Annotated in this window: 15 protein-coding genes; 8 read left to right on the top strand and 7 right to left on the bottom strand. The window is 37.7% G+C overall.

The genetic code is table 11. The features are described from left to right. Positions 1–7 precede the first annotated feature (7 nt). From PSF86_RS04830 to PSF86_RS04820, 3 genes are all read right to left on the bottom strand, one after another. Positions 8–3,157 carry an efflux RND transporter permease subunit gene (locus tag PSF86_RS04830; RefSeq protein WP_277898928.1) on the bottom strand — a complete coding sequence of 1,050 codons (3,150 nt, stop codon included), beginning with the start codon at positions 3,155–3,157 and terminating at the stop codon, positions 8–10. Positions 3,158–3,317: 160 nt separating this feature from the next. After that, positions 3,318–4,478 carry an efflux RND transporter periplasmic adaptor subunit gene (locus tag PSF86_RS04825; protein WP_277898927.1) on the bottom strand — a complete coding sequence of 387 codons (1,161 nt, stop codon included), beginning with the start codon at positions 4,476–4,478 and terminating at the stop codon, positions 3,318–3,320. A 64-nt stretch (positions 4,479–4,542) separates the two neighbouring features. After that, positions 4,543–5,139 (bottom strand): TetR/AcrR family transcriptional regulator, encoded by a 597-nt coding sequence (locus tag PSF86_RS04820; protein WP_277898926.1) that lies wholly within the window; start codon positions 5,137–5,139, stop codon positions 4,543–4,545. Between the two features lie 211 nt (positions 5,140–5,350). Here PSF86_RS04820 and PSF86_RS04815 point away from each other — a divergent pair, with 211 nt between their 5' ends. Further along, positions 5,351–5,932, top strand: a complete 582-nt coding sequence (locus PSF86_RS04815; RefSeq protein ID WP_277898925.1) for a DinB family protein — start codon at positions 5,351–5,353, stop codon at positions 5,930–5,932. Positions 5,933–5,965: 33 nt separating this feature from the next. Then, positions 5,966–7,252, top strand: coding sequence for a retropepsin-like aspartic protease (locus PSF86_RS04810; protein ID WP_277898924.1), 1,287 nt, complete (start codon positions 5,966–5,968; stop codon positions 7,250–7,252). Between the two features lie 6 nt (positions 7,253–7,258). Here the strand turns inward: PSF86_RS04810 and PSF86_RS04805 are convergent, their stop codons facing one another. From PSF86_RS04805 to PSF86_RS04795, 3 genes are all read right to left on the bottom strand, one after another. Then, positions 7,259–8,329, bottom strand: coding sequence for a hypothetical protein (locus PSF86_RS04805; protein WP_277898923.1), 1,071 nt, complete (start codon positions 8,327–8,329; stop codon positions 7,259–7,261). Between the two features lie 204 nt (positions 8,330–8,533). Then, on the bottom strand, positions 8,534–9,091 hold the full coding sequence (locus PSF86_RS04800; RefSeq protein WP_277898922.1) for a DUF4251 domain-containing protein: 558 nt from the start codon (positions 9,089–9,091) through the stop codon (positions 8,534–8,536). Between the two features lie 124 nt (positions 9,092–9,215). After that, entirely contained in the window at positions 9,216–9,674 is a 459-nt protein-coding gene (locus tag PSF86_RS04795) for a DUF4442 domain-containing protein (protein ID WP_277898921.1), read from the bottom strand. Positions 9,675–9,867: 193 nt separating this feature from the next. Here PSF86_RS04795 and PSF86_RS04790 point away from each other — a divergent pair, with 193 nt between their 5' ends. The 6 genes from PSF86_RS04790 to PSF86_RS04765 all read left to right on the top strand — a co-directional run bounded on the left by PSF86_RS04790 (position 9,868) and on the right by PSF86_RS04765 (position 15,440). Then, positions 9,868–10,338, top strand: coding sequence for a DUF4870 domain-containing protein (locus PSF86_RS04790; RefSeq protein ID WP_277898920.1), 471 nt, complete (start codon positions 9,868–9,870; stop codon positions 10,336–10,338). A 116-nt stretch (positions 10,339–10,454) separates the two neighbouring features. Further along, positions 10,455–10,778, top strand: coding sequence for a PadR family transcriptional regulator (locus tag PSF86_RS04785; RefSeq protein WP_277898919.1), 324 nt, complete (start codon positions 10,455–10,457; stop codon positions 10,776–10,778). Positions 10,779–10,790: 12 nt separating this feature from the next. Continuing rightward, positions 10,791–12,479 carry a PspC domain-containing protein gene (locus PSF86_RS04780; RefSeq protein WP_277898918.1) on the top strand — a complete coding sequence of 563 codons (1,689 nt, stop codon included), beginning with the start codon at positions 10,791–10,793 and terminating at the stop codon, positions 12,477–12,479. Between the two features lie 61 nt (positions 12,480–12,540). Continuing rightward, entirely contained in the window at positions 12,541–13,248 is a 708-nt protein-coding gene (locus PSF86_RS04775) for a head GIN domain-containing protein (RefSeq protein WP_277898917.1), read from the top strand. A 119-nt stretch (positions 13,249–13,367) separates the two neighbouring features. Further along, complete coding sequence (locus PSF86_RS04770) at positions 13,368–14,378, top strand: dipeptide epimerase (protein ID WP_277898916.1); 1,011 nt, start codon at positions 13,368–13,370, stop codon at positions 14,376–14,378. A gap of 24 nt (positions 14,379–14,402) precedes the next feature. After that, positions 14,403–15,440, top strand: a complete 1,038-nt coding sequence (locus PSF86_RS04765) for an aminotransferase class I/II-fold pyridoxal phosphate-dependent enzyme (RefSeq protein ID WP_277898915.1) — start codon at positions 14,403–14,405, stop codon at positions 15,438–15,440. Between the two features lie 48 nt (positions 15,441–15,488). Here PSF86_RS04765 and PSF86_RS04760 read toward each other — a convergent pair whose 3' ends face one another. Continuing rightward, complete coding sequence (locus tag PSF86_RS04760; protein WP_277898914.1) at positions 15,489–17,012, bottom strand: SusD/RagB family nutrient-binding outer membrane lipoprotein; 1,524 nt, start codon at positions 17,010–17,012, stop codon at positions 15,489–15,491. Positions 17,013–17,020 lie beyond the last annotated feature (8 nt).

Below are 17,020 nucleotides of genomic sequence, written 5' to 3'. Positions count from 1 at the left end.
TATTTTTTTACTTATCATCAACTGTTGCTTTTTTTAGTACCATTTTTCTACAGAGAACATAAAACACGGGCGTAAACAACAGTCCAAACAAGGTTACACCCAACATTCCGCTAAATACTGCTGTACCAAGGGAACGCCTCATTTCTGCACCTGCCCCTGTAGCCGTAACCAATGGGATTACCCCCAATATAAAGGCAAAGGCAGTCATTAAAATGGGTCTTAGCCTCAATCTTGCCGCTTCTTTTGCAGCCTGTTGCAAATTGTAGCCTCTGTCTTCAAGCTGTTTTGCAAATTCTACAATTAAAATGGCATTTTTACTGGCAAGCCCCACCAGAACAACCAAACCAATTTGTGTTAAAATATTATTGTCCATGCCCATTATGCCTACTCCAAACATTGCAGAGAGCAAACACATTGGTACAATAAGGATTACTGCCAAAGGTAATACCCAGCTTTCGTATTGTGCGGCCAAAAGGAGGAACACAAACAAAACGGCCAGTGCAAAGGCAATTCCTGCCGTATTTCCGGTACTTTTTTGCTGATAGGCAATCTCTGTCCATTCGTAATCAATCCCTTCGGGCAATATCTGGTCGGCCAAACGCTCCATGGCGTCCAAGGATTCCCCGGAACTATGCCCAGGCGTAGTATTTCCGGTTAATGCAAGAGAAGGATATAAATTATACCGTGGTACCCGTGCCGGCCCCGAAATATTTTTTAGATCGCCAACGGCACTTAGCGGAATCATGTTTCCGTATTTGTTACGTACCCTAATATGCTCTAAATCCTCGGGCGTATATCTAAATTCGCCATCGGCCTGTGCCGTTACCCTAAAGGTTTTACCCTGCAAGTTAAAGTCGTTTACAAAGGCAGAGCCCAGATAAACTTCCAAGGCACTTGAAACTTCTTCAATGGGAACGCCCAATTTTTGAGCTTTTTCTTTATCAAGGTCAAAAAACAATTGTGGCGAACTGGTATTAAAAAATGTAAATACGTTTGTCATTGCGGGATCCTGGTTGGCCGCCCCCATGAGCTCGTAAGCCGATTTCAACAACTGTTCATTGCCTAATCCACCTCTATCCTGTAGCATCAGTTTAAATCCGCCGGCATTACCAATTCCCCGTACAGGAGGAGGTGGAATGACAATAACGTAAGCATCGGTCATCTTACTTAACGAACCACTTAAAGACTGTTGAATATCTTCATAAGAAACACCTTTGTCCTTACGTTCTTCAAAACTTTCCAATGCCGTAAAAATTACCCCGGCATTTGATGAATTGGTAAATGTTGCCGCATCAAAACCTGTAAATGCAACCGCATCCTTGACCCCTTCAACCTTAAGTACACTATCTATTGCCTTATTTACCACTTTGTCTGTGCGTTCAAGCGAAGATCCCGGCGGCAACTGTATTACTGCAATAAAATATCCTTGATCCTGCTCGGGAATAAACCCAGTGGGAACTTTATAAAAAGCATAAACCGTAAGTGCTATAAGCCCCAAATAAATAAGCATTACCCCATTTCTAATACCGATAAGCCTTGAGGTGAGATTTGCATATTTTACTGAAATCCAATCCATTGCCTGATTAAATTTATCAAAGAACTTGGATACAATTCCTTGAGCGGCCACATTGGTATGCCCTGCTGAATCGTCGTGCTTTTTCATTACTTTGGCAGCTATTGCCGGGCTTAATGTAAGCGACACAAAAACAGAAATCATGGTGGCTACGGCGATTGTAACGCCAAACTGGCTGTAAAACTGCCCACTTATTCCTTTTAAGAATATGGTTGGCAAAAACACGGCTACAAGTACGAGCCCCATTGCCACCAAGGCTCCACCAACCTCGTTCATTGTTTTTTGTGCGGCTTTTTTTACGCCCATGCCCTCGCTAAGGTTCCTTTCCATGTTTTCCACCACGACTATGGCATCATCTACCACAATCCCGATGGCCAATACCAATCCAAATAAGGTTAAACTATTGAGTGAATAACCCAAAGCCTGCATTACGGCAAAAGTTCCGATAAGGGAAACAGGAATTGCAAGGATCGGTATAATAGCTGCCCGCCAGGTTTGGAGGAATAATATAATTACCAAGACCACCAAAATTATGGCTTCGTAAATGGTTCCCCCGACTTCATCGATTGATTGCTGAATAAACTCCGTAGGGTTATAGGCTATACGGTACTCTATACCCTCTGGAAAATCTTTTGATGCTTCTTTCATGGTGTTGATCAAAGCATCGGCTGTTTCCAGCGCATTGGTTCCGGGACGCTGGAATACCGGTAAGGCCACGGCTGGATACTTGCTTAAATATCCTTTGGTAGCATAACTTGCAGAACCAAGCTCTACGCGGCCGATGTCTTTTATACGGACCAATTCTCCATCGTCTCCGTTTCTAATGATGATATTTTCAAATTCCTCTATTGAATTTAACCTTCCTTGAGTCTGGATATTTATTTCGAAGGCATTTTGCGTTGTTAAAGGCTGTTGGTTTAATGTACCTCCCGCAATTTGAACGTTTTGTGCCCTCAAGGCTGTTAACACCTCGTTTGGCGTCATGTCCAGGTTTGCAATCAAGTCGGGGTTTAACCATATTCTCATGGAATATTGGTCGCCCCCAAACATTCTTACCGCACCAACACCATCGATCCTTGAAAGTTTATCGATAATTTGAAAATTGGCATAATTGGCCAAATAGGTTTGATCGTATGTATTTTCGGGAGAAATTAAATGGATAACCAACATAAGGTCGGGCGCACTCTTTTGGGTGGTAATACCCAATCTCCTAACAGGTTCTGGCAACCGTGGCTCTGCAATGGCCACCCTGTTTTGTACCAGTACCTGTGCATTATCTACATCTACGCCTTGCTTAAAGGTTATGGTAAGTTCCATAACGCCATCGTTTGTTGCTTGAGATGCCATATACAGCATCCCCTCCACTCCGTTAATTTTCTGCTCCAAAGGTGTCGCCACCGTTTTGGAAATTGTTTCTGCACTCGCTCCGGGATAGGTTGCGCGAACCACAACCGTTGGCGGGGCAACTTCCGGGTACTGAGAAACCGGGAGCGAGAAATATGCCAATCCGCCAACTATCATTAAAATAATAGAGATAACGATCGACAATATTGGACGCTCTATAAAAGTATGCGTGAATTTCATGTTATTGTTTCTTTTTAATTTTTATTGGATTTTGGTAAAAAAAGAGCCTCCCTTGAATCAAAAAACATGATAAAAGGCTCTTTTATAAATAGTTGAAAAATATTCGTTGCTTTTGGGCCGAATACTTTTTAAACCATTAAATTATATGTGAACTAGAAATTTATTTATAAGCTACACTGGTAGAATCTTGTTGAACTTTAGACTTATCTTCAGACGGAGCTACCTTCATTCCCGGACGAACTTTTAAAAGGTTTCCGGTAACAATCCTATCGTCTGGGGTTAAACCTTCTTTTACAATTCTGTACTTCATTTTATAAAGTTTTCCAAGCTTGACAGGTTTTACGTGCACGGTACTATCTTCGGCAATTACATAGACTACCTTGTCTGACTGATTGGTGCTTATTGCTTCTTCGGGGATTAAAATAGCCGAGGAATTTCCTTTTATGAGCCTTAGCCTCCCGAACATCCCAGATTCTATTTTCAGGTCTGCATTGTCAAAAACAGCACGGCCTCTAATGGTTCCCGTATTCCTGTTTATTTCATTATCGACAAAGTCCATTACTCCCGTTCTACTGTATTTATCTTCTGTTGAAAGTTTTACGGTCACGGGCGTATTGCTTACACTATTTTGATTGATAAAGTCCTTTTCACTTCCTTCAAAATAAAAATGAATGGGAGCTATTTTAACAATGGTAGTTAAAGGAGTAGCATTGGCAATGCCACCGGTAACATAATTTCCTGCATCGATAAAATCGTCGCTTATTTTACCACTTATAGGCGCCTTTACTTCTGTGTAGCTTAAATTTAGCCTGGCCTGTTCCAATCGTGCGTTTGCCGCCATTAATTGTGCTTCGGCAGATTTGGCAATTTGTTTGCGCTGCTCTACTTCTTCCATGGAAACGGCACGGGAATCTTTAACCGACTCAATTCTATTGTAATCGCTTGTGGTACGGTTAAGGTCGGCTTCTGCCCTTAATTTTTCGGCCTCTGCCTGTTTTAGCTCTATGTAAAATGGTCTTTGATCGATTACAAAAAGGACCTGCCCTTTCTTAACGATATCGCCATCTTTAAAATTCACAGATTCTATATAACCATTAACACGGGAGCGCACCTCAACCCTTTCTGATGCTGCGAAACGCCCAATGTATTCATCCCAATTACCTACAGAATCCTGAATTGGATGAACAAAAGGGGTCTCCAACAAAGCCATGTTTCCATGTCCGGCCGCTTTAGAATCGCTACAGGAATGAAGCGTAAATGCTATTATTGCAAGCAAGGGAACCCCAAACATAATTTGCATTACTTTTCTTTTCTTTTTCATTTTTTGGATTTTTAGTTGTTTTTTAATTGTAATTGACCGGTCGTCTAGTAATAGTCAAAAAAAATTATTTTAAAATAAGGGTTTTCAAAAAGTATAAAAAATTGTTTAGTGGGTCTGCACATTTGTTTTCTTTCATGGAAGTAAGCATTCCTTTGTAAGCATCTTCAATAAAATCAACAATTTTACCAGCATCGATATTGGCATCAATACTGCCATCTTTTTGGGCTTCTTTAACTACATCAACAATTATTTGCCTTGTTTTTTGTTCTTCGTGTACAATGGTGGTCCTAATACTTTCGCTATGTTCTGCCATTTCGAGGCCTATGTTGCACCCCATGCATCCCAAAGAACAGTTTAACTGATCCCTAACAATAACAACTCTTTTGTTGTAATAATTAAAAAGCCTTTCTACCGCCGGAATATTTTCTTGGTTAAGAAGCTCTATGGTTGCAGCCCTTTTTAAAGAAAAATACCGTTGCAGTGCCCGAACAGTGAAATCCTCTTTTGATTTAAAATAAAAATAGAAAGACCCTTTAGGAACATCTGCGGCCGACACAATATCGTTTACGCTCGTTCCATTGTATCCTTTAGACCATAATATGTTCAGTCCTTTGTCTAAAAGATAGTCTGCCTTATCTATATTTTTAACTGTTGCTGACAACTATTTTAAATTTAAAGTGCAAATATATGACCAGTCGTCTAGTAAACCAAAATAAATGATGTTAAATTTATGTGAATTGATTATAATTAACTGACATATAGATAGTTAAAATAAATAATTGGTAAGGAATTTTAAATGCCATATTTTTATGGTGAATTTAATTTTGTGCTTCATTCTGCATAAAAACCAACATATATACAGCTATATCAAAATGAAAAATTACAGAAAAATAAACAGGGCCGAAAAGAGTGAATACCCCAGTTATTCTCAATACTATTTCGACTTGATCGCTACCAATGACAATATTTTAAACGATCTGCACGATAACTTTTTTAAAATTAAAGATTTTATTTACTCCCTTCCTACGGAAAAGCTAACATACCGTTACGATACCAATAAATGGACGATAAAGGAAATATTGGTCCATTTAATAGACGATGAGCGAATTTTTGCATACAGGGCATTGCGCTATGCCAGAAACGACGATACGCCTTTACATGGATTTGAAGAAAATGCATATGCAAGATATTCCAATGCAAACGAGCGTAGCCTGGACAATATTTTTGAAGAATATTGGAGCGTTAGGCTTTCTACCCTGTTACTTTTTGAAAACCTTCCCGAGGCATCTTTTTTAAGGGCCGGCAGTGCAATTGATATTGATGGGGTAATTAAAAACAAAAGAACGGTCAGGGCACTAGCCTACCATATTGCAGGCCACGAACTAAGCCATATAAAAATAATAAAAGAGCGTTACCTTAACCAAACCGTTGATGCCCTTCAAGTTTTATTATAATAAAATTTTAAAAATAAACACATACCACCAAATATGAAATATATATTCTTTTTATCCATAGCAATAGTTATATCCAACTGTACCAACCCCAATACAAAACAAGCAAATGCTTCAAAATTGTTTGTATCGCTAAACAAAATGGCAAAAGCCCATAACTATTTTGCACTGGAAGAAATGTATCATCAGCAAAAAAATAAATTACAAATACCCTATTCGTTGTATTTTGAAGCAATCCTGGCAAATGCATTCAACAAACCGCAGGAATCCAACAAAACAATAACCGCGTTTTTAAATGCATACCCTGAAAAAGACAGCCTTAGCAAGAAGATGCTACAAGCCGAGCTTATTAATCATATATATTTATCTGAATATGAAAAAGCGCTAAAAACCAATGAGGTTTTACAAAAAGATTATGTCACGAAATTGGATTCCCTAGAGCTGGCCGATTTAAAAAATACCCATAAAATATGGAGCGCTCTTAAAAATATAGCAAAACAAGAAGTTATTAAAAAAACAGCTGTAACGCTTCCCTTAAAAAAGGACATGGCAGGGCTTTCTACTATTTTAATAACATCCGGTGGAAAATCTATGGATTTTGTTTTTGATACCGGTGCAAACTTTTCTGTAATTCAAAAATCGGTAGCTAGGGAATTGGGTATGAAAATAATCCCGTCCAATTTCACGGTCGAAGCTGTTACCGGGCTGGAAGTTAAAAGTGACCTGGCCGTGGCAGACCAAATTAAACTTGGTGATATTCTACTAAAAAATGTAGTTTTTCTGGCTTTTAACGACACAGATCTATCTTTCCCGTCAATAGGTTACGAAATAAAGGGTATTATTGGTTTTCCGGTAATTAAAGACCTAGACGAGATTGAGATAAATAAAAATAATAACAACATTTTTATCCCAAAAAAAGCCAAGCATTATGGGTTGCACAATTTAGCCTTTGATGAATATATGCCCATTGTAAAAACCAAATACGGAGATAAGTCGCTGTATTTTAATTTTGATACCGGTGCCCAAAAAACAGCACTTTATGCGCCGTTTTACAACGAAAACAAAGCCGCAATCGAGCAAAATGCCAAAGAGACCATATTTAAAACGGGGGGTGCCGGTGGACATATAGAAACAAAAGGCTTTATTGTTAACAATGTTACGCTAGAAATAGGAAAGGCATCGGCCAGTTTGGACAGCCTCCAGTTGTTCCCAAACACAATAGGAACACAAAAAGTAGCATATGGAAACCTTGGCCAAGATTACATTCAGCAATTTAATACCATGATTATAAATTTTAAAGATGCCTCTTTGATATTTAAATAAAGGAGATTAACTCTCTTTATCTAATAAATATTTTGTATTTTTTTGATACAATTTCAAGCTTGATTCATGAAGTTTTTCTTTGGGAACCGCCAACCACCTATTGAAATCGGTAACATATGCCTCTCCAAAAATTTCTTCGGATAAATTTTTAATGATCCTGTAATTTGCATGCGGATGGGCATTTCTGGGATCGTTTTTAGCATTGTCCAGATAATAAGAAACACGGTTATAAAGCTCTTTGTCGCAATAAATCATTTCCACCAATTTACCGCGGTATTCCAGGTCTTTAGATGCTAAGCCGGGAAAGCGCTTATAGTCGTAAAAATGCTGGCCTTCGTGCTTTAAATATATCACCTTAAATTTTTCCGAGGTTTGGTCGTACCCCTTTGTTACACAATAAAGTGCTTCGTTGGTTGCCCATCCGCCGGGATAGCGTTCGCCCAGCCTTGAATATTCCATCCAGCCCAGTGATAGAAAATCCTTCATAAAATAAACCTGTACCTTTTCGGTATGATTTACCAAATCGATGGTAAAAACCTCGGGTTCCATTGTTTTCCACACTAAAAAATCATAAAATTTTCCTGCCTTTCCAAAGCCTGTACAATAATAGCCTCTATCTTCTATATATTTTTTATAAACCGGTTCTAAATTTTTTTCGGTTACTTTTCCATCGGCATAAGCATGAGATACATTTTCCTTGTTAAAAAAAGCTATCAATTCTTGCTTAAAAATACTATCGTTGTTTTCTTCCGGATGCAACAACCCATCTCTCCAATAACCCTGAAACAATTTATGCAAGGGGTTAAGCAATGTATCTTGAGTTGAAAAATAATCATCTGTACGGTCCATACCATATTTAAAACGGTCTTCAAATTTATTCTTAAACGCAATATCCTTTTCCCTGGTTACCGATAAAGAATCCAGATATGTTAATATGGCCGGCACATCGCCTTTAACGGCGGTTCCAAACAAAAACTCATAATTAATGGTGTCTTTGGCCTTTTGTGCTGTCCCTAAGCTTGGTTTAGTTGTTAAAGCAATAAAAAATATGTAGAGTGCTAAATGTTTTAATGTCATTGCGAATCCTTTTTATTAATAAAATTATATGGTCAATACAGCTTAGTATTGTTAAAAACCATTTCTATTATAAGGACTGCCTATTTTTTTAAATGTTACACTTTTACAGCCTTAAATATGCATAATGCTGTGTTTTATTAGAAGAAAAAAACGATTTTATCACCACAAGCATATTATACAAGGAGTTAATTAAAAAAGAAGTAATTATTTTTTATCAGGAAGTGGCATAATAGTACCCTGATAGCCTATCATATCCCTCTTTGAGCTGTTGACCGTAAGCGTTGTTTTTTCATTGTTGTAGACCATCAAGGTTACATTAAAAGACTCTGTATTGTTATTGGCCGAAAATTTAATCCTGTAATGTTTCTTGTTCTCGATGTATTCTATGTCCATATCTTTTACTTCCTGGTTAAATTTAATGGCCTCATCGTCGTTATAGCCACCGCCCATTTGACGTTCTCCAAAAAAAGGAAGGTATGCCTTGACCGAATCTCCTTTTACTTCCAGATAATTGGCATTTCCAGCAAGGTTTATGCGTTGGGCACTATTGCCTGGAGGCATAAGACCGCTATTGGCAATTTGCATCATACTGGAACTCATTGTAGGCATGGCCCATTGATTTTCTACCCTAAATTTCTTTTGATGGATAAGCGTATCTACCGCTGCCATTTCTGCTGAAGAAATTGCAGTATTCTGGGAACTGCCGCATCCAATAATTACAGATCCAATAACCAAAGTGCACAAAAACGATAGCGATTTCATAATAATTACATTTAATCTTGTATAACAAGATAAGGAATTTATTACAAATTTTGAAGATAAATCTTAGCTCAAACTAAAACAATATTACTATAAGGTAATTGGGATTTTGTTGTAATATGGTATGTTAACCCGGCTTCACCTTAACCGTCCATTCAAAATGAAAAGTAGAAACAATGTCGCCCATTTCATCTTTTCCAATAGATTTCATCCAGAAGGTTTGCCCCTCCCCCGTAGCCATAGTTTTTTCAATAGCCTGGTCGATTAAGTGCCCATCTTCACATATAAAAGTTATCTTTCCTTTGGCTTTTTTGGTAAAACTTGCCTTGTTATTGGCCACCAACATGGATATTTTTTTCTTTTCTTCCCTGATTTTACCAATTACAATGGCCCCGGTGGATAATTCGGCGGCCATACCCTGTACCGCCCAAAATATCGAGTTAAACGGATTTTGGTTAATCCATCGGTGCTTTACAGAGGTTACACAATTTTTATCGTCAATTTTAACTACCCTAACGCCACATAGCCATGCAGAAGGTAACTTTATCATTGTAAACTTGTTGAGTTGCGATGGTGTAATTTTCATTGGATTCTTTTTACAGGCCGTAATTTATTCATAAATATTGAAATTCCCTGCACCTTTTTAATCTTAAATTTTTGTTAAAAATTAGTACTATGTTTTGCATAATACCTTTTTTTAGATATATATTTGCAATAGAAATTAGTTGGTTATGTATAAACTGACAGAAAATTCATCAATCAAAAACTAAAAAACGAACATGGAAACATCCATAAGCAAACATGAAAAAAACGTATCGACAGTAATTCACCTGTCAACTTTTTCAAAATATTTTATCCCGTTCGGTAACTTTATAATTCCGTTACTTATATGGACATCAAATAAGGATAGGTTGAGTTTTGTTGACGAAAATGGCAAAGAAGCCATTAATTTTCAAATAAGCATTTTACTATATAGCATTGCGCTTGGAATTATTGTTATTCCCATTGTATTGTTTACAGCATGGGAATTTGTGGGCTTTGCCGATCTTTTGGAACACAACACACACGAGATAAATTTCAATTTCGAACATTTATCGGGCTTGGGCGTAAATACTCTTGTATTGATTGTTGCAGGCATGGCCGGGGTTGGACTTTTGCTTATGGACTTGTTTTGTACCATCATTGCAACTTTACGGGCTAATGATGGTATTGTATACCGGTATCCGCTGAGCATTAAATTTATAAAATAGAAAAGTATAATTTTAAATAAAAGCAACAATAAAATTCATCATCATCATCAATCCTAACGATATATATCGGGGGAAAATCAAAAAACGAACAGTTTAACAAAAAGTATCATGAAACCATGAATATAGAAAACACAAAAGCACAAATGCGCAAAGGGGTTTTGGAGTACTGCATCTTGTCTATTATTGAAAATGAAGATAAATATGCATCGGAGATTCTTGAGACCCTAAAAGACGCAAAAATGCTTGTGGTAGAAGGCACGATATACCCCCTACTCACAAGGTTAAAAAATGCGGGATTGCTAAGCTACCGCTGGGAAGAATCTACCTCTGGCCCTCCAAGAAAATATTATATGCTTACAGAGAACGGTAAACTATTTTTAAAAGAACTCGACACCACCTGGGACGAGTTAAGAAATGCAGTCAACCTGGTAACAAAATAAAAAACACTAACAATGAACAAGACTATAAATATCAATCTGGCAAACACCTTCTTCCACATAGACGAAGATGCCTATATAAAATTACAGCGCTACTTGGATGCCATAAAACGATCGTTTACCGATTCTCAGGGCAAAGCCGAAATTATAGCCGATATCGAGGCCCGTATAGCCGAACTGTTTTCTGAAAGGTTACAGCACGAAAGACAGGTAATTACCTCTAAGGAGGTCGATGAAATAATTACCATTATGGGCCAGCCCGAAGATTATTTGGTAGATGAAGAAATTTTTGATGATGCCCCAAAATCGCATAAATCGACTTCAGCAAAAAGCCATAAACAACTTTTTAGGGACATCGACCGGAAATATATTGGCGGGGTATGTGCCGGCTTAAGCTATTACCTGGGTATCGACGTGCTTTGGGTACGCTTGCTGTTTATATTGGTAACGGTACTATCGTCTGGTTTTGGAATATTTATCTACATTTTATTTTGGATATTAGTTCCAGAAGCAGCAACAACAGCTCAAAAAATAGCTATGACGGGAGAGCCCGTAAACATTAGCAACATTGAAAAAAAAATTCGTGAAGGCTTTGACGATGTTACCGAAAAGGTAAAAAGTGTTGATTATGACAAAATGGGCGCCTCGGTAAAAAAAAATTCCAAAAGTTTTTTCGATTCGCTGGTTAGCGTACTAATGTTCCTGCTAAAAGTCCTTGCAAAATTTATCGGTATTATTGTATTAATTGTTGCCGCCATTGTTTTAATAAGCCTTTTTGTGGGCCTATTTACGGCCGGAACCATAGATATTTGGGGCGCGCAACCATGGCGGGAATTTATTGACATTACCGTAAATGCACCGGTTTGGCTTATTTCGCTGCTTACATTTTTTGCCGTTGGCATACCGTTCTTTTTCTTGTTCTATTTAGGACTCAAGATTTTATTGAACAATTTAAATTCCATTGGCAATTTTGCCAAGTTTACACTGCTTGGGGTGTGGCTTTTATCTATCATCGGTTTGATTTCATTGGGAATTAAAACCGCTACGGATTATTCTTTTAATGCACTGTCGACCGAAACCGAATCCATTGCGCATTCCCCGTTGGATACCCTTGAAATTAGAACGGTAGAAGCTATCGGGTTAAAAAATAGGTATTACAGGGATTCTGATTTTGATATTGTTATAAACGACGGTGAAAAAATGATCTATCGCGAAGATATGGAGTTTAGGGTGGAGCAATCGCCCGATGAAGAAATCCGCATAGAAATTGAGAAAAAATCGCAAGGAAGGAACTACGATGATGCCTTTGAAAGGGCAGACGATATTGAATATTCGTACAAACTTGAAAATAATGTTTTATATTTAAACAATTATTTAACAACCGATTACAAAAATAAATTTAGGGACCAAGAAATAGAAATTACCATATATATTCCCGAAAATGCAATAGTGAGGTTTCATAATTCCACCTATTACAATATTGACGGACATATTAAAAACAATATGAATTATTACAGCAGCGGCCTGGCAAACCATGTATGGAAAATGGACAACCTTGGCGTTCTAAATTGCTTGGATTGCCCCGTTGAAGATTGGAACGATGAAAACGATGCTGCGAACAAAGAGGCAGATACCCTTCAAAAAACAGATAGCATCGTGAAAGATTCGGTTAAAATAGATTCCGTCACATTAAAAAATCAATAGACATTTATTTATCATAAATAGAATCAATAACTAATTAACAATCAATCAAAAAAACAAAATCATGAGTACATTAATAAAAGTAATTGTGGCATTGGTCATATCTATTTTCTTAACTTCCTGCAATTTTGACATCAATTTTTCCGGTGGAATTAAAGGCAACGGAGAAGTTGTAACCCAAAACCGGGAAGCCACGCAAACCTTCACTTCGGTTAAAGCTACGGAAGGATTGGATGTTTTTGTTACACAAGGCGACCAAACGTCTATTAAAGTAGAAGCCGATGAGAATGTTATCGACCTCATTGGGACAGAAATAAGAAACGGAAGGCTCCTTATTGAATGTAAGAAACAAATAGGAAGGGCAACCTCTAAAAAAGTATATGTTACATTGCCCACAATTGAATCTCTGGAAAGTTCCAGCGGCGCTTTATTGAGCAGTGCCGGAACAATAAAAGGCGATGCCATAAAACTGGATGCCAGCAGTGGCAGCGACATTAAGGTGGAATTACAGGTTAAAAACGTAAGTTCTCATGCCAGTAGCGGCGCAGAAATAGAGGTTTATGGAGTTACAGGCCATTTGGAAGCCCATGCAAGCAGTGGCAGCGATATTCACGCAGATAGGCTCAAGGCACGTAGTGTAGAAGCAAATGCCAGCAGTGGCGCCGATATTGATGTAAATGCATCCGAAGAAATTGCCATCCATAAAAGTTCGGGCGGGGACGTAGATTACAAAGGCTCTCCAAAAGTAGTGAGCAAAGTTAAAATCGATTAAACAACCGCTATAACCAACCTTGTAAAAGTCAGTTGAGATTCTTCCCAACTGACTTTTATTTTTTAGTGGTATTCCGCATTATGGCACAATCATTTTATATCTTCGCAAAAACATTTTCAATGCAAGTCACTTTAAAAAAATATGTACTGGAACTAAAGCACACCTTCAGTATTTCCAGGGAATCTCACGATTTTCAAGATAGTTTGGTCGTGGGCCTTACCCTAAACGGAAAAACAGGTTATGGAGAAGCTACCGCAAACCCGTATTACAAAATTACCGTTGCCTCAATGATGGAGGAAATTAAATCTATTGAATACGAAATCAATAATTTCGAGCTGGGCAATCCAGAAGATTTCCATGCCTTCTTAAAAGAAAGGGGATTGAGCAATTTTGCTATTTGTGCCCTCGATCTAGCCGCACACGACCTATACGGAAAGCTAAAAGAAAAACCGCTATATAAACTTTGGGGTACCTCAAATAAAAATTACCCTATTACAAATTACACCATTGGCATAGATACTATTGATAAAATGGTAGAAAAAGTGATTGAAAAACCATGGCCATTATATAAAATTAAACTTGGAACCAACAACGACCTTGAAATCATAAAAGAATTGAGAAAGCATACCAATGCTACCTTTAGAATAGATGCCAATAATGCATGGACGCCAGAGCAAACATTGGAGTTGGCCCCACAATTAAAAAAACTTGGGGTAGAATTTTTGGAGCAGCCCTTACATGCCGAAAACATTGAAGGCTATAAAGCCATTATTGATAAATGCCCCCTGCCCATAATTGCAGACGAAAGTTGTATTGTTGAAGATGATGTAGAAAAGTGTGCCGGCCTTTTTACGGGTATCAATATCAAGCTAACAAAGTGTGGCGGACTTACCCCTGCCCTTCGTATGATTAAAAAAGCAAAATCTTTAAACATGAAGGTCATGGTTGGCTGTATGACAGAATCTACCGTTGGCATTTCGGCCATAGCCCAATTATTGCCTCAATTGGATTACGTAGACATGGACGGGGCAATGCTTTTAAAACACGATATAGCCTCTGGCGTAAAAATATTGGAAGGAGGAGAAGTAGTATTTCCAAGCATAAATGGGAGCGGTGTAACATTGCTATAAAAGTTTATTTAAGTAATTACCCAGATGACACATTTTATTGATGATTTTCCCGGAAGAAACATAAAAACGGATAAAGACGAGTTTCTTTATTTTGGCGGTACCGCCTATTTAGGCTTACAAACAAATAAAGATTTTCAAGAGCTTTTTATTAAAAACATTCGCAAGTATGGCACCAATTATGGCGCTTCCAGAAAATCTAATGTAAGATTTTCCCTCTATGGTGAAGCTGAAAATTATTTGGCCCATTTAGTAGCTTCTGAAGCTTGCGTCACGCTTTCATCGGGGTACATGGCCTCACAATTGGTCAGCCAATTTTTTAACGGCAATAAATTTGCAGTTTATGTGGCTCCCCATACCCATGAATCCCTTTTACAAACAAACCTGTTGCCCTATAAAACATATGCCGGGATAAAAAAAGACATAGAAAAGAACACACCAAGCACAACCCCGGTAATATTGCTGGACTCAATTGATTTCATGGGAATTAATTATCCTGATTTTGAAGGGCTTAAATCCTTGCCCCTTACAAAATGTATTGTTATTGCCGACGATTCCCACGGGTTGGGGATATTAGGAAAAAAGGGCGAAGGCATTTATAAACAGCTCCAAGCTTTAAATGCCAAAGAACTTGTAGTATGCGGATCTTTGGGAAAAGGTTTTGGAGTACAATGCGGCGCCATTTTTGGCACAAAACAAAGAATTGACCAGCTTACCAAAACTGCCTTTTTTGGAGGTGCTTCGCCCGCAGGCCCGGCAACTTTGGCAACTTTAATGGAAAGTCCGCCAATTTTAAATGCCCAAAGGGAAAACTTAAACAATAACTTAATTTTTTTTAAGTCGCTTTTAGCAGACAATAATCTTTTTATGCATATTGGACAGCATCCTACATTTACTTTTATGGATGAAGGCCTGACAAAACATCTTTATGAAAACAATATTCTTGTTACGAGCTTTAATTACCCAAAAGAAGATTCCCCGCTCATGAGCCGGATAGTAATTAGCGCATTCCATACTAAAAAGGATATTGAAACCCTTGCGGAAGCTATAAATTTATATGCATAAAAAAAGACCGATTTTTTCGGTCTTTTTTTTAAAATTTATATTTCTATTTTATTCTGGGGTATTCCACCAAAGTGGTGTTGTTAAACGTATAACAGGGCTATTATCTGGCATATTTTCATAGTTTCTATCTTCCTCATTATATTCATACATCATTGCTTCAATCCAATCATTATCATTAGGAAAAATATCCAAGTTAACATTTTCCGGTCTTTGTAAGCCAGGGTAAATATCCGAACTGTAATCCATCCTTCTCATATCAACCCAAGTTTCGGGGTTTAGCATATTGGCAATATATTTTTGAACCATAATATGCGATAAAGATATGTTGTTTACTCCTATTTCTGTATCCAATATATCAAGGTATTCGTTCATGGCAGCGGCAGGTACTTCAAGTTTTTCCATGTCTGCCTGTACCCCCATCTTTAAATCTGCAAAAGCACCAGCTTTATCACCAGATCTAAATTTTGCTTCGGCCTCGATAAATTTCACTTCACTATAAGTAAACATATAAGTTGGAGAATCCGGACTTGTATAAAAACCTCCATTTCCTTTTGAATAATTATCATCATATACTTGCTTACCACCCACCGTTTTTAGTTTTAACGTATCACCTGCCCCTACCATTATACCTTGAAAACCACCATTAACGGCTTCGGGGACAATAATGGGTAATCTTGGGTCCTGATAAGCCTCATTTATATTGAGCGGATTTTTGAGCAATTCAACAAAAAACTCTGAAAAATAGTCAATTCTCGACGATCCATATCCATCTTCGCTAAAAGGCTGATTAGAATTTTCAGCTTCTCCACCAACAAATCTAACCAAAGCATTTTCTTGATTTGTTGCTATTGCCATTTCGCACAAAGCAATTATTTCATTGGCATCATATGCTAAGTCACCAGAATTTTTCTTACTTAAATGATTCATATAACGGGCTTTAATTGCATATGCAAACTTTTTCCATCTTTCTATATCTCCTTGATACAGTACATCCCCGCCTTCTTCATTTAATTTTATTTCACTTGGTTGATCCAATTCGGCAACGGCTTCATCTAATAACTGAAAAATTGTTTGGTAAACTTCTTTTTGAGTAACAAATTCCGGGGTCAAGTTCATTGAAGATTCCCCGTCATAGGTTTGGTCTGTTACAATATCACCATATTGGTCGGTTGTCATGCCTAAAATATAGGCCCTAAGAATTTTCCCGACCGCCGAATAATTTGGTGCATTGTATTCTCTACCGAGCACAATTAAATCGGCTGTATTCGGCAATGCGTATACATAAGCATTTTGCCATAAAAAATAATTCCCCGTTGTGAGCTCCTTGCTCCAAGTTTCAGAATAATAATTTTCTACATTTTGAGCCCCGTATTGTACAATGCCCAAAACTTCCCTAGAACCCCTATATTGTGCAGTTCCTGTAGTATTTTCAATAGCTCCCTGAATTCTATATTCAGGTTCTAATGAAGTTGTAGTAGGAGCTGTTTCCGAGCTGTTTACATCAAAGTAATCATCAGAGCACGAAGTACTAATAATAATTACCCCAATTCCTATATATTTTAATATTTTCATCTTTAATT

It is taken from the genome of Galbibacter pacificus (genome assembly GCF_029603165.1).
Taxonomy (GTDB): Bacteria; Bacteroidota; Bacteroidia; order Flavobacteriales; family Flavobacteriaceae; genus Galbibacter; species Galbibacter pacificus.
The sequence above is the reverse complement of the archived record's forward strand: the minus strand, read 5'-3'. Positions and strand labels throughout refer to the sequence as shown.